Below are 13,755 nucleotides of genomic sequence, written 5' to 3' on the forward strand. Positions count from 1 at the left end.
GTCGGAGCTCCCTGGACCTGTCCGCGCGGATCTAGCCGGCGGTAAAACGATAGAGCGCCAGGGTACTACGCCAGCTGGGCATCAGGCGCACCTCGCGGTCATGATTGAAGGTGGCGCGCTGCAAAATGCGCAAGCCCACTTTTTGCGCCAGGCTTTCGAAATCGCGCAGCGTGCACAGATGGATGTTGGGCGTGTTGTACCAGGCGTAGGGCATCTGGCGCGAGACCGGCATGCGGCCCCGCAAGATCGACCAACCGTGCGGCCAATAGCCGAAGTTGGGGAAAGACACCACGCCGTACTGCGCCACGCGCGCCATCTCGCGCAGGATGTGCTCGGTGTGGTGCATGGACTGCAGCGTCTGCGACAGCACCACGGTGTCGAACTGGCTGGCCTCGAACAGCGCCAGCCCCTCTTCCAGGTTCTGCTGGATGACATTGACGCCGCGCCGCACGCAGGCGATGACCGAGTGGTCGTCGATCTCCACACCGGCGCCATTCACCTGGCGTTCGTCGCGCAGATGCGCCAGCAATTCGCCGTCGCCGCAGCCCAGATCCAGCACGCGGGTGCCGGGCTGGACCCAGCTGGCGATCCGCGCCAGGTCCTTGCGCAATTCGCCTTGGGCCAAGGTAGGTCCCGTCATCACAGCTCTCCTGCTTGTGCCGTGGCCGCCGCGATCGCGGTGGGCGCGGCGCGTTCCGGCAACCCCAGTTCGCGCGCGATGCGGTCGTAGTAGGCGCGCATCACCGCGTGATAGCGCTCGTCATCCAGCAGGAACGCATCATGGCCATGCGGCGCGTCGATTTCGGCGTAAGTCACCGGACGGCCATTTTTCAACAGGGCGCGGACGATCTCACGCGAGCATTCCGGCGGAAAGCGCCAGTCCGTGGAAAACGACACCAGCAGGAAGCCGGATTGCGCCGGCGCCAGCGCGCGCGCCAGGTCGCCGCCGTGAGTGCGCGCGGGATCGAAGTAGTCCAGCGCGCGGGTGATCAGCAGATAGGTGTTCGCGTCGAAATAGCGCGAGAACTTCTCGCCCTGATAGCGCAGGTAGGACTCGACCTCGAACTCGACGTCATAACCGTAGCGGTAGGCCCCGTCCGCGCCGGGCGCCCGCTGGTTGCGGCCGAACTTCTCCGCCATGTCGTCCTGCGACAGATAGGTGATATGACCGATCATCCGGGCCACCGACAGGCCCCGTCCCGGTACGGTCTCGTGGGCGTAGTAGTCGCCGCCGTGGAAATCCGGATCGGTGATGATGGCGCGCCGCGCCACCTCGTTGAAGGCGATGTTTTGCGCCGACAGGCGCGGCGTGCTGGCGATGACTACGCAGTGCGCCACCCGCTCGGGACACACCGTGGCCCAGCTCAGCGCCTGCATGCCGCCCAGCGAACCGCCCATCACCGCGGCGAAACGCTGGATGCCGAAATGATCGGCCACGCGCGCCTGGGCATGGACCCAGTCTTCCACGGTGAGGACCGGGAAAGCCGCGCCCCAAGGCGTGCCGGTAGCCGGATTGACCGAGGCCGGCCCGGTCGACCCGAAGCACGATCCCAGGTTGTTGATGCCGATGACGAAGAAGCGGTCGGTATCCACCGGTTTACCGGGGCCCACCATGTTGTCCCACCAGCCGATGTCCTTGGGATTGCTGCTGCTGATGCCGGCCACGTGGTGCGACGCATTAAGCGCGTGGCAGACCAGCACGGCATTGCTGCGCTCGGCGTTCAAGGTGCCGTAGGTCTCGACGGCCAGCTCGTAGCGATCCAGGGATTGCCCGCTGGCCAGAGGCAGGGGCGTATCGAAGGTCAGGAATACCGGCGCGACCCGGCCAACGGAGCCCGCGGGCACGGCGGCAGGAATGGCAGAGGATGAAACGGCGGGGTCGGCGGCGATCAGGTCGCCGGCCTGCGCCGGGATGGCGTCGGGCGTTGTTGCGCCGACAGCCGGATGCTGGATGGTTGCAGTCATGCAGACCTCTTTAGCTGGATTTATGAGGCGCCCGCAAGCGGATCAGGCAAATCGGCGCCGAACGAATTGAACGGGAATTCTACCACCAGGGTCGATGCGGTAAATGCCCGCCGGATCGGGGCCGCGCCGCGATGGATCGCCGCCGTTACGCTGAACCGCCTGAATCGGAATGGGCACCGCGCCTGGATCAAAGCTGGCCGCCCTCCGGAAGAATCGGCAAGATGCCCGGCAAGACATCTCGCCTCCGGCGCCGGCGCTGCCGGCAGGGCCGGACCCTCCACCCGATCACCTACGGTTAACGCCATGCTCAGACGCGCACTTTCACCCCGGGAGCACACCTGCCTGCATTGGGCGGCGCTGGGCAAGCCCAGCCGCGAAATCAGCCAACTGCTGGGAATCCGCGAAAGAACGGTCAATTTCCACCTGCAGAACGCCTGCCACAAGCTGTCCGCGCGCAACCGGCGCGCGGCCGTCGTCACCGCGCTGTCGCTGGGGCTGCTGGACCTGGATCAGCCATGCACGAAGGCGCGGGCCCGGCCCGCCAAGACTGCCTATGCGGAAGGGCTGACAAGCGACGACGCGGTGGATGCCGGGAGCATTATCAGGGGCGCAAGCGCAGCGACCGCACAAACGTTTGCGCTTCCGCCGGCGGCAGCTTGTCCGCGGGCCCACTCGCCACCGCCTCGATGAGCAGGTCTCCCTTTACCCATACCCGCGCCAGCAGCAGCACGGGGTGACCGCCCGCCTCGCCCCGCACGGCGATGTCCGCCCCCGCCGGCGGCAGGTCAGCCGGGGGCTCCACCTTCAGGTTCAGGTACAAGGAGCGGATCAGCGCCCTGGTCAGCGCGTCGCGGCGCGCGGCGGTCAGGCCGTCCAGGGAGGCATGCCCCACGGCGAACACCGCCTGGTCGACCCGCGCCGCATCCAGGGTGAACGCCAGGGGGCCGCCGTCCAGGGTGATATTCCGGCTTTCCGTCCGCACCTTGGCCGGAAACGCGGCCCGGGCGGCGCCGTCCGCCACGTCCAGTTCGCGCCAGTCATAGGTAGGGCTGCAAGCGGCCAGGCCAGCCGCCAGCACCCCTGCCAGACCCATGGCCAGCAGCCTTGCCGTCCAGGAGGGACGCCGGGCGGAACCGGGTGACGGAAATGGAGGTCTGGGAAGCATGGCGAGCGGACCAGGAAAGCGCCGATAATACGCCAGCGGCCAGGATTGTCCCCGGGCGGCGCAGGTTACTCCCTGCACCCCCCGGCGGAGCCCGTAAAATCCCCCTCCTTATCGCCTATTTCTTAAAAGCGCGCCGTGACCGATCTGACCTCCCTTCGCCTCGCCCGCCTGCAAGACCATCGGGAATTGCTGGGCCACACTTTGCGCGGCATCGAAAAAGAGGGGCTGCGCGTGGACGCGCAAGGCCGCCTGGCGCTTACGCCCCATCCCGCGCCCCTGGGATCCGCGCTCACCAACGAGCGCATTACGACCGATTACTCGGAGTCCCTGCTCGAACTGATCACCGGCACCCGTAACGATGTCGACAGCCTGATCGGCGAGCTGGAGGACACCCACCGCTACGTCTACGCCGGCCTGGGCGACGAAGTCATCTGGAACCAGTCGATGCCGGCGGACCTGCCGCCGGAAGCCGACATCCCCATCGCCTGGTACGGCAAGTCCAATACCGGCACGCTCAAGAACGTCTACCGGCGTGGCCTGGCCGAACGCTACGGCAAGACCATGCAGTGCATCGCCGGCGTCCACTACAACTTCTCGCTGGACGACCGCGTGTGGCAGGTCCTGGACCTGCCCGGCGCCGACGAGAAAGCGCAACGCTCGGCCGGCTACATCGGCTTGATCCGCAATTTCTCGCGCTTTTCCTGGCTGCTGATGTACCTGTTCGGCGCCGCGCCGGCGCTGTCGCGCGACTTCCTGCGTGGCCGCGAACACCCCTTGCAGGCATTCGACGCCGAGACCCTGTACCTGCCCTACGCCACCAGCCTGCGCATGAGCGACCTGGGTTACCAGAACAAGGCGCAGTCGCAGCTCAAGCTCTGCTACAACGACCTGTCGACGTTCCTGGCGCGCCTGCACGCGGCCGTGACCCAGCCGTGGGAGCCCTATAGCCAGATCGGCACGCATCGCGACGGCCAGTGGATCCAGCTCAACACCAATATCCTGCAGATCGAAAACGAGTACTACTCCAGCATCCGCCCCAAGCGCGCCACGCGCCGCGGCGAACGCCCCATCACGGCACTGGCCGAACGCGGCGTGCAATACGTGGAAGTGCGTTGCCTGGACATCGATCCCTATGCCCCCGTGGGCATCTCCGCGACCACCAGCCGCTTCGTCGATGCCTTCGTGCTTTTCTGTGCCGCCAGTGAAAGTCCTTTCTTCTCCGACAATGGCTTCTGTCAGCACAGCGCGGACAACTTCAGCACGGTGGTGACCGAAGGCCGCAAGCCGGGCCTGCTGCTGAGCCGCGAAGGCACGCCGATCGCGCTGAGCGACTGGGGCCGCGAGCTGCTGGACCGCATCGCGCCTTACGCTCAGCTGCTCGACGACACCTACGGCGGCGACGCCTACACGCAGGCGCTGGCAGCCCAGGTCGAAAAGATCGCGAACCCTGACGCAACGCCTTCGGCGCGTCTGCTCGCCGACATGCGCAGTGCCGGTGCGTCCTTCAAGGAATTCACGCTGGCGCAAAGCCAGGCGCATGCCCAGGCCCTGCGCGCAACGCCGCTGCCGGCCGACAAGACCGCGCAGTACCAGGAATGGGCCCGCGAGTCGGTGGCGCAGCAGCAGGCTATCGAGGCCGCCGACGACGTGGACTTCGATACCTATGTGGCGCGCTATATGGAAGCGGCCCAGGCGCCGCTGGTGCTTCCGCAGGCCTGACCGACGCCCCACGCACGGTTGACGGGCGCTTAATGTGCCGTCAACCGGGCCAGGGCCTGCTCGCGTGTGTCCGTCACGGTCAGGATCACCAGGAAACCGCTGACGTCGAACACCTCGCGCACGTGCGACGGCATGTCGCACAGGACCAGTGACCCGTCCTGTTGCTGAAGCCGCTTGGCCAGCACCAGCACCACGCGCAAGCCGGCGCTGGAAATGTAGTTCAGCCGCGACATGTCCAGCACGACCTGGCGTTCTCCCTTGTCGACCAGGGCAACGAGCTCCGCTTCGATGGCGCCGGCATTGGCGCTGTTGATCTGGCCCTCCGGAGTAACGAGGAGAACGGAGCCGATTCGGGCTGTGGTGAGACTCATCTGAGCATGCTCCCGCGTTGATGCGCGTCATGACGGCGTGAAAAGCACGCGTCCTGGCCGGCGCAGTTTCAAACGTGGTCTGTGACAGAACTCACTTTCCAGTTCACTTCCCAGTCGACACGCCGCCACGCGCGTCAACAGACCGACACTTTTACGCGCACCGAATGATGCTGATTCGGGGAACCGGAACAGGGATCACATCCACTTAGATGTTTCCAATTCCAAACAACCCCACGGCCACTCATGACGTTCCACTCCGCGCCAGCGTCTATCGGTAACCGTGCCATGGCGCGTGTGGATCCCGCCGCCATCGCGCACAACCTGGATCAAGTGCGGCGCCGCATGGGCAGCGGCGGCCCGGCCTCCCAAGGCCCTCGTGTATGGGCATCGATCAAGGCCGACGCCTATGGCCATGGAATTCATCATGTCGTGCCGGCGCTGGCCGACGCCGATGGCCTGGCGGTATCGCGGTTGGCCGACGTCGCCGTCTGCCGCGACGCCGGTTGGCGTGGCCCCATCCTGATCTACGGCGGCCTGCAGGATCTCATCGAAGTCGCGCACCTGGACCAGCCCGGCCTGCACCTGGTGATCAGCAGCGTCGAACAGCTCGACTGGCTCGCGGCCCGCCCCCTGCACTGTCCGCCCCCCTGGCTGTGGCTGCGCTATGTCGGCGACCTTGGCGTCATCGGCCTGGACTACGACACCTATCGGGCCGCCTACGCGCGCTGCGAACCCTGGCTGGCGCGCGGCGACATCGCCGGCATCGGGCATTTCCAGCACTATGCGGCCGCCGACCTGCCCATCGGCATCGCGGCCGCCCAGGCGCGCTTCCGCACGTTGACCGCCAGGATGGCCGGCCCCCGCAGCACCAGCAGCAGCCCCACCATCCTGTGCCATCCCGAGCACGCCGCGACCACGCACTGGATCCGGCCGGGCCGCCTGCTGTATGGCCTCAGTCCCCTGCCTGACAGGACCGGCACCCAACTGGGACTGCGCCCCGCCCTGTCCATGCGGGCGCGCCTGGCGGCGGTGCACGAGGTCGCGGCCGGCACGCCCCTCGGTTATCACGGCGCTTTCGTCGCCCCTACCGCCATGCGCGTGGGGGTCGTCAACTGCGGCTATGCGCAAGGCTATCCCGGTCATCCACCCGTCGGCATGCCCGTCCTTGTGAACGGGCGGCTGGCGCGCGGTCTGGGACAAGTCATGATGGAACATCTGCTGGTGGACCTGGGCAACCATCCGGACGCGGCGCCAGGCACGCCGGTGATCTTGTGGGGAACTCCGGAGCTGCCCGCCGAACACGTGGCGGCCGCCTGCGGTCGCACGGCGCCGGAACTGATCACGGGCCTGACTGGCCGCGTGCCGATCCGCGCATCGTGATCAGGATATTTTCTTCGCTTCTGCCACTGCGTTCCCTGCGCAGCAAAATTTTTCTTTTGATCGTCGCGGTACTGATGCTGATCGCCGCCTTCGTGATGGTGGTCAGCCGCAGCGACGTGACGCAGACCGTCTCCACCAGTGAAGCCCACGCGGTGCGCAACGCCGTGGACCTGGTGCGGCGGGACATCGAAGCGCGGTGGGCGGCCCTGTTGAACGACAAGATCAGCGCCGTGCGGGGCGGTCGCCGGCAACTGCAGCAACTCGGCGGCACGGTGCAGTCGGTGCTGATGGAATTCTCCGAACTTGCCAACCGCGGCGCGTTCTCCGTGGAAGATGCCAAGGCCATGGCGCGCACCTGGATCAACGAACTGACCCTGGGCCATCCCCGCTACGCCGCCATCTATGACGCCAACGGGCGCGTCATCGCGTCGGGCGACCGGCGCTGGATAGGCGAGGACATGACCAGTCTTACCGACTTCAAGGGCCGGCCGCTGGCCCAGGCGATGTACGACGAGAGCCGCGCCCTGGGCCGTGGCTTCGCCATGTACCGCAAGCCCGATCTGCCTTCCATGGACAAGCCCGCGGACAACCAGGAATCGGCCCGCGCGCCGGCGCAGACCCGCTATGCCTACTTCGGCTACTTCGCGCCCTGGGACTGGGTCGTGGTGGTCAGCGACAGCGTGCAGGATGTCATCGATCAGGTGGAGCTGCGGCGCCAGCAGATGAACGTCGCCATGCGGGAGACCTTGGGCGAGCTGACCCTGGCCCGGTCAGGCTGCATGTTCATCCTGGCGGATGACGGCAGCATGGTGGCGCCGCCGCCCAGCGCAACGGGACTGGAGGACGGCACCGACCGCCGCACGGGCCTTACGCTGAAGCAGACGCTGCAAAGCATCACCGCATCCGAACGCCCCGAGCAGCTGGATTATGACGACGGCGACGGCCGCTGGATCATCGAAGCGGTGCGCTTCAAGCCGCTGGGCTGGACCTTGGCCGCGGTGGTGCCGGAAAGCGATTTCACGGCGCCCGCGATGGCTTTGCTGCACAGGCAGGCCGTGGTCTTCGCCGGCACCTTGTTGCTGGCGCTGCTGATCGCCTGGCTGTTCGCCATCCGCATCGTGCGGCCGCTGGAACAATTGACGGGCTACGCCCGCCAGCTGCCGCAGCAGGACCTGAAGTGCATCGCCTATGTGCCCGACCATATCGCCGCGCTGCCGCGCCAGCGGCGCGACGAAGTCGGCAGGCTGGCGGCCTCCTTCCTGTTCATGGATCGGCGGCTGCGCGAGAACATCGCCCGCCTGATGCAGGAGGCCTCGACGCGCGAGCGCTACGAAAGCGAATTGAACATCGCCAGAGTCATCCAGACGGGACTGCTGCCGGTCCCGCCGACCGCTGACAACCTGCTCAACGGCACCGACCTGTACGCGCTGATGCTGCCCGCCAAGGAGGTCGGTGGCGATCTGTACGACTACTTCATGCTGCCCGATGACCGCGTCTGTGTCGCCATCGGCGATTGTTCCGACAAGGGTGTTCCGGCGGCGTTGTTCATGGCGATCACTCGCACGCTGATACGCGCCACCGCCGAAGACGAGACCGATCCGGCGCGCATGCTGCAACGGATCAACAACCGCCTGGCGGAAAACAATCCCAACATGATGTTCGTCACTTTGCTGCTGGGCGTATTGGACCTGCGCAGCGGGCAGCTGTCCTGGGCCAACGCCGGCCATCCGCCGCCCGCCATCATCGATGCCGACGGGCAAGCCCGGCTGCTCACGGATCGCAGCGGACCGGCGTGCGGGGTGATCGAGAACACCGTCTATCGACCGCTGACGACGCAGCTCAGGCGCGGTGAGGTCCTGGTGGGCTACACCGATGGCGTGACCGAGGCCACCGGTCCCGATGGTGCCCTTTATAGCGAGAAGCGCCTGCTGGCACGTCTTTGCTGCCCGGTGAAATCGTCGGCCGGGTTGGCGCTGGGCATCGTCCAGGATCTCAAGCAGTACGCCGGCGGCGCCGAACAGTCAGACGACATCACCCTGATCGTGATTCGCCGCCCATGAAGGCGCGCGACGCGGCGCAACCCGTTCCGGCGGCTGCCATGACTCCTTCGCATCGTGTTTCCATTCCAACCGTCCTGATGCTTGGCGCGGCGCTGCTGCTGACGCTCTATACCAGCCTGGCGCGGAGCGATGCCGCGCCGCCGGCTTGCGTCGACGACGTCCATGTCGCGGCCGACGCGTCCGCCGAGGCGCAGGCTCAGGCGCAGGCCGCGCCGGCCATGCCGCGGCTGCATCGGCACATGGCCAATCGCGACATGGACATTCCCACCTTGCCCAGGCGGCGGCCGGACGGCGGCAGATGGCGCATCGGTTACGTGGCCAGCGGCGAGCATGACAACTACGAGCGCGCCTTGCGCTACATCGTCGACGGCTTGCAGGCCCTGGGATGGCTGAGCATTCCGCCGATTCCCGAAGGCCTGACGGGCCACGAGATATGGGCGTTCATCGCGGCCAACACGCGCAGCGACGTGGTGGAGTTCGTGGCCGACGCCTGGTGGACGCCAGGTAATTTCGACAATAGCCGCCGGCCGGCCATGCGTTTTTCCATCGCCAACCGCCTGCGCGAGCGTCACGACATAGACCTGATCATCGCCATGGGCACCATGGCCGGGCAGGACATGGTCAAGCTGGGGGCGCCGGTGCCTACCGTCGTCGCGTCGACCAGTGACGCCATCGATGCGCACATCGCCAAGAGCGCCAAGGACAGCGGGCTGGACAATCTGTTCGTTCATATCTATCCGGAACGGTATGTGCGGCAGTTGCGGCTGTTCCATGAAACGGTGGCCTTCAAGACGCTGGGGCTGGTCTACGAAAACACGCGCGAGGGGCGCCTGTTCAGCGCCGTGGATGCCATCGAGCGGGTGGCGCGCGAGCTCGATGTCACCCTGGTGCGCTGCGATGCGCGGACGCAGGGGCAGGATGCGGAGGCCACCATGCGTAATGTGGAAAAGTGTTATCGGGAAATCAGCAGCCAGGTGGATGCGGTGTATGTCACCACGCATGTCGGCATCACGCCTTTGACCATCGGGCGAGTGGCGCAGATACTGCGTGACGCGAAGGTACCCAGCTTTTCCATGCACGGGTCGGAGGATGTGCGGCATGGCATCCTGATGAGCCTGGCCCAGTCCGACCACACGCCCCTGGGCCTGTTCTTCGCGGAAGCGATCGCGCGAATTTTCAACGGCGCCAAGCCGCGCCAGCTGAAGCAGATCTGGCGCGACCCGGCCACCATCGCCCTGAACCTGGAAACCGCCCGCCTGATCGGCTTCGACCCCCCGGTCGACGTCCTCCTCGCCGCCGACGAGGTATACGAGACCCGCTGAAAGCCAGGGCGGGTCAGGCCTGGCCACCGCAGCGGCGCCGTGCCCACGCGGGAGCACATCCGTGCCGGCGCCGTTGCTGGCCCGCTCTCGCCCGCGGCGGCAGCCGCGGGCGGTTGTCGTAGCGGCCCGCCGCTAGGACAGCCATCCCTCATAAAATGAAATAATCCCAGGCTTTCATCCCAAATACAGATGAATCTCTCCACGCGACAGTTGCGGGCCTTCGTGGCCGCCGCCGACCACGGCAATTTCACCCGGGCGGCGGCCGACATCGGCCTGTCGCAGCCGGCCTTCAGCGCCCTGGTCAAATCCCTCGAAGAGGAACTGGGCGCGCAGCTTTTCGTGCGCAATACCCGCAACGTCGAACTGACCCCCTTCGGCCGCCTGTTCGACGCATTCGCCCGCCGCACGCTGTTCGAGACCGACACCGCCTTACGCGACCTGCGCGATTACGCCACCGGGCGTGTCGGCAAGGTTCACGTGGCCGCCCTGCCCTCTATCGCGGCCAACTGGCTGCCGCCCGTGCTGCATCGCTTCCGCGAGGAATATCCGGCCGTGACCACCGCCATCAGCGACGGCATGTCGCAGCAATGCGTGGAACTGCTGATGCATGGCGAAATCGACTTCGCGCTGGCGACCACTGATTTCAACGCGCCCGACCTGCGGCGGGAATTGTTATGGACCGACCGCTTTCATTTGGTCTGTCCCAAGGGCCACCCCCTGGCCACCACCCGCAAGGCAGTCACCCTGGAGCAGATCGCCCGTTATCCCTTCATCAATTTCGTCAAGCACAGCAGCGTGCGCCAGTCGCTCGACTCGGCCTTCGGCAAGCACGCCTTGAACAACGTACTGGAGCTGGAGCATCTGGCCACGGTGGGCGCCATGGTGGAGAACCACGTCGGCATCACCGTCGTGCCCACCTTGACGCTGTATCAGTTCCAGCGCCCGACGCTGGCGATCCGTGACCTGAGCGCCCTGCCGCTGACACGGGATGTCTACATCCTCAGCCGCAAGAACAAGGAACTGTCGATGCCGGCACAGGCGCTGCACGACATGCTGGGCGAGCACGTCCGGACGCTGGCGCAAGCCACGTAGACGCACGGGCCTCCTTTGGGGATGCCACCAGACCGTTCCCTCGGGAAAGAGAAAGTCGAATACCTCAGTGATTTGAATTTCAAATCAAAGTATCCGATCTTTCGATTTTACTTCTGCCTCCCCTCCTGCCGACAATCGCCTCATTCTTCCAATAATGTGAGTGAGACGCAGCATGGCCAAAGCGCCCTTGTGGGTGGGCTGCGGCGCCGGCTTTTCCGGCGACCGCATCGACGCCGCCATTCCCGTGGTCCGGACCCTGAGCCGACGGGAAGGCCAGCGCGCGCTGATCTTCGAGACGCTGGCCGAGCGCACCCTGGCATTGGCCCAGATCGCCCGCCGCGCCGATCCCGCCAAGGGCTATGAGCCCCTGCTCGATCTCTTCCTGCCGCCCATCCTCGGCGCCTGCCTGGATCACCGCATCGCCATCGTCAGCAATTTCGGCCAGGCCAATCCGCTGGGCGCCGCCCGCCGCATCGCCGAACTGGCCCGCCAGGCGGGCCTGCGCACGCCCCGTATCGCCATCGTCCTTGGCGACGACCTGACCGCCCGCGCCGACAGCGCCGCCGTGCTGGCCCAGGCCGGCCTGCCCGCTGCCGGCCAGCTGCTCTGCGCCAACGCCTACCTGGGCGCGGAGCCGATTGCCGACGCCCTGTTCAACGGTGCCGACATCGTCGTCACGGGCCGCGTCGCGGATCCCTCCCTGACCGTGGGACCGGCCATGGCCCATTATGGTTGGGATGCCGGCGACTGGGATCGCCTGGGCCGCGCCACCATGGCCGGCCATCTGCTGGAATGCGGCTCGCAGGTCACCGGCGGCTACTTCGCCGACCCAGGCTACAAGGACGTGCCCGATCTGGCCCATGTGGGCTTCCCCATCGCCCGCATCGACGCCGATGGCGCCTGCGAAATCGGCAAGGCCGAGCACACGGGCGGCGTCGTCGACCGCCGCACCGTGACGGAACAACTGCTGTACGAAGTCCATGACCCCGCGTCGTACCTGACCCCGGACGTCGTGGCCGACATCTCCGAAGCCAGCATCGTCCAGACCGGCCCCGACACGGTCGCGCTGGCCGGTGTCCGCGGTCATGCGCGTCCGCCCACGCTCAAGGTCAACGCCTACTACGAAGGCGGCTGGCTGGCGGAAGCGGAAATCTCATATGGCGGTCCCCGCGCCGAGTCGCGCGCACGGCTGGCCGCCGACGTGGTCCGCGCGCGTCTGGGCGATCAGGTGAAACTGCGCGTCGACCTGATCGGCGTGTTGAGCATTCTTGCCGACGACCGCGGCGCCCTGCTCGCGCAACGCCCGGACAGCGGCGCGCGTGACGTGCGCCTGCGCCTGGCCGCCAGCTTCGCCAGCCGCGCGGAAGCCGAAGCCCTGGCCCGCGAAGTCAATGCCCTCTACTGCTGCGGCCCGGCCGGCGGCGGCGGCGTGCGCACCGCGATCCGCCCGCGCATGGAAACGCGCTCGGGCTATATCGACCGCGCGCAGGTGAGTGCTTCCTACGAGATCTATCAATGACCGCCCCTACCGTGGTTGTCCCGCTCTACGAACTGGCCCATGGCCGCACTGGCGACAAGGGCGACCGTTGCAACATCAGCGTGGTGGCCTTCCGGCCCGAGCATTTCGACATGCTGGTGCAGCAGGTCACGCCCGAGGTGGTGCGCGAGGTCTATGCGCATCGCGCGCCTGGCGCCATCGTGCGCTATGTGCTGCCGCGCCTGCACGCCATGAATTTCGTCATCGACAACGTCCTCGACGGCGGCGTCAACGACTCCTTGAATCTGGACTCGCACGGCAAGTCGCTGGCGGGCTACCTGCTGGATATTTCGATTACCCTTCCGGCGTCGCTCGCGCCGGCGCCCCGGGACACGGCGCTGAATGCAGCGTCGCCGGGGCATGAAAAAGCCCGCGCTGGGCGGGCTTTCTTAGAAAATAATCTTGGCAATCACCAGCGGAACTGAGGATGTTGCGCCACCGTCTACTCAGCGCGGTAATCAATGAGCGGGAACGCCGCTGATTCGAGCATGAAAAAGCCCCAAGCCAGATAATCCGGCTTGGGGCTTTTTTTGTCTCTCGCAGGCGTTCAAGGGGCGAGCGAGGCTCCTATTGCTCGCATGCGCTGATGTATCCGCTCCAGATCGTCTTCGCTCAGTTCCAGCACGGCCGCCATGTGGAATAGGTTCGAAAATTCGAGGGAGCGCGGCGTGGCGCCGCCGGTGTACTTGCGCCAGTGCTGTTCACCGACGCAGGCCAAGGCGGCCATCTGTTTGCCGGTGTAGCCCAACTCGTCCTTGAGCGCCTGGAGATCTTCAGGTGTGGGGGGGATGTATGCCATGACGAAAAACCCGCCTTGCGGCGGGTTCCTTGGTTATCCGGTCAAGAGTTTTGCCAGGGCTGCGCCGCTGGTGAACGCGGCTGCGATGAGGATCATCGGGTACCAAGCACGTTCGCGAATCATTTTCGAGGCTTCCGCGTTCAGCTTGCTGGTCTCCGCCATCAACTTCGCGATCTCCACTTCGGTCTTGATGGTGTCCAAGGCTGTTTCCATTACATCTTCCTTGCGGGTATTCGGACTGCACGAGGGACGCGCTATCCATGTGCGGAATATTAGCGCATTGCGCCCGGCAGCAATGGCTCATCTTATGTTGGAGCCATCGTCTGCGGGCAGCAGTAGGTCACG

13 protein-coding genes, 1 pseudogene and 1 riboswitch are annotated in these 13,755 nt (G+C 66.2%); of the genes and pseudogenes, 8 read left to right on the forward strand and 6 right to left on the reverse strand.

Annotated features, from left to right (window positions below):
• Positions 1 to 31: 31 nt before the first annotated feature.
• The gene (metW, locus tag ASB57_RS20530) at positions 32 to 640 is read right to left on the reverse strand and encodes a methionine biosynthesis protein MetW (protein ID WP_057653893.1); all 609 of its coding nucleotides are present in this window, start codon (positions 638 to 640) and stop codon (positions 32 to 34) included.
• Positions 640 to 1,965 (reverse strand): homoserine O-acetyltransferase, encoded by a 1,326-nt coding sequence (locus ASB57_RS20535; RefSeq protein ID WP_057653894.1) that lies wholly within the window; start codon positions 1,963 to 1,965, stop codon positions 640 to 642. Before ASB57_RS20535 ends, metW begins: the two co-directional genes overlap by 1 nt.
• Positions 1,955 to 2,033, reverse strand: a riboswitch (SAM riboswitch). Its footprint overlaps the gene before it by 11 nt.
• A gap of 235 nt (positions 2,034 to 2,268) precedes the next feature.
• Between ASB57_RS20535 and ASB57_RS30715 the strand changes: the two genes are divergently transcribed.
• On the forward strand, positions 2,269 to 2,655 hold the full coding sequence (locus tag ASB57_RS30715; RefSeq protein WP_082621732.1) for a helix-turn-helix transcriptional regulator: 387 nt from the start codon (positions 2,269 to 2,271) through the stop codon (positions 2,653 to 2,655).
• Here the strand turns inward: ASB57_RS30715 and ASB57_RS20540 are convergent.
• Positions 2,567 to 3,130, reverse strand: coding sequence for a hypothetical protein (locus tag ASB57_RS20540; RefSeq protein ID WP_231755204.1), 564 nt, complete (start codon positions 3,128 to 3,130; stop codon positions 2,567 to 2,569). The two genes, ASB57_RS30715 and ASB57_RS20540, sit on opposite strands and share 89 nt — an antisense overlap.
• A 135-nt stretch (positions 3,131 to 3,265) precedes the next feature.
• On the opposite strand from ASB57_RS20540, the gene gshA reads away from it, so the two are divergent.
• Entirely contained in the window at positions 3,266 to 4,849 is a 1,584-nt protein-coding gene (gshA, locus tag ASB57_RS20545; protein ID WP_057653896.1) for a glutamate--cysteine ligase, read from the forward strand.
• Positions 4,850 to 4,878: 29 nt separating this feature from the next.
• Here the strand turns inward: gshA and ASB57_RS20550 are convergent, their stop codons facing one another.
• Entirely contained in the window at positions 4,879 to 5,220 is a 342-nt protein-coding gene (locus tag ASB57_RS20550) for an STAS domain-containing protein (RefSeq protein ID WP_057653897.1), read from the reverse strand.
• A 243-nt stretch (positions 5,221 to 5,463) separates the two neighbouring features.
• On the opposite strand from ASB57_RS20550, the gene alr reads away from it, so the two are divergent.
• The 6 genes and pseudogenes from alr to ASB57_RS20580 all read left to right on the forward strand — a co-directional run.
• Entirely contained in the window at positions 5,464 to 6,600 is a 1,137-nt protein-coding gene (alr, locus tag ASB57_RS20555; RefSeq protein ID WP_057653898.1) for an alanine racemase, read from the forward strand.
• A gap of 56 nt (positions 6,601 to 6,656) precedes the next feature.
• Positions 6,657 to 8,660, forward strand: coding sequence for a SpoIIE family protein phosphatase (locus tag ASB57_RS20560; RefSeq protein WP_231755205.1), 2,004 nt, complete (start codon positions 6,657 to 6,659; stop codon positions 8,658 to 8,660).
• Between the two features lie 38 nt (positions 8,661 to 8,698).
• The gene (locus tag ASB57_RS20565) at positions 8,699 to 9,982 is read left to right on the forward strand and encodes an ABC transporter substrate-binding protein (RefSeq protein ID WP_197424780.1); all 1,284 of its coding nucleotides are present in this window, start codon (positions 8,699 to 8,701) and stop codon (positions 9,980 to 9,982) included.
• Between the two features lie 189 nt (positions 9,983 to 10,171).
• Positions 10,172 to 11,074, forward strand: coding sequence for a LysR family transcriptional regulator (locus tag ASB57_RS20570; protein WP_057653899.1), 903 nt, complete (start codon positions 10,172 to 10,174; stop codon positions 11,072 to 11,074).
• 172 nt (positions 11,075 to 11,246) lie between these two features.
• Positions 11,247 to 12,593 carry an acyclic terpene utilization AtuA family protein gene (locus tag ASB57_RS20575; RefSeq protein ID WP_057653900.1) on the forward strand — a complete coding sequence of 449 codons (1,347 nt, stop codon included), beginning with the start codon at positions 11,247 to 11,249 and terminating at the stop codon, positions 12,591 to 12,593.
• Positions 12,590 to 12,928, forward strand: a pseudogene (locus ASB57_RS20580) (hypothetical protein); the annotation flags it as partial. The gene ASB57_RS20575 and the pseudogene ASB57_RS20580, both read left to right, overlap by 4 nt.
• 230 nt (positions 12,929 to 13,158) lie before the next feature.
• Here the strand turns inward: ASB57_RS20580 and ASB57_RS20585 are convergent.
• Both ASB57_RS20585 and ASB57_RS20590 read right to left on the reverse strand, forming a co-directional pair.
• Positions 13,159 to 13,410, reverse strand: a complete 252-nt coding sequence (locus tag ASB57_RS20585) for a helix-turn-helix transcriptional regulator (RefSeq protein WP_057653901.1) — start codon at positions 13,408 to 13,410, stop codon at positions 13,159 to 13,161.
• A 33-nt stretch (positions 13,411 to 13,443) separates the two neighbouring features.
• The gene (locus ASB57_RS20590; RefSeq protein WP_369822734.1) at positions 13,444 to 13,611 is read right to left on the reverse strand and encodes a hypothetical protein; all 168 of its coding nucleotides are present in this window, start codon (positions 13,609 to 13,611) and stop codon (positions 13,444 to 13,446) included.
• Positions 13,612 to 13,755 lie beyond the last annotated feature (144 nt).

The organism is Bordetella sp. N, assembly GCF_001433395.1.
In the GTDB taxonomy this organism is placed as follows: domain Bacteria; phylum Pseudomonadota; class Gammaproteobacteria; order Burkholderiales; family Burkholderiaceae_B; genus Bordetella_C.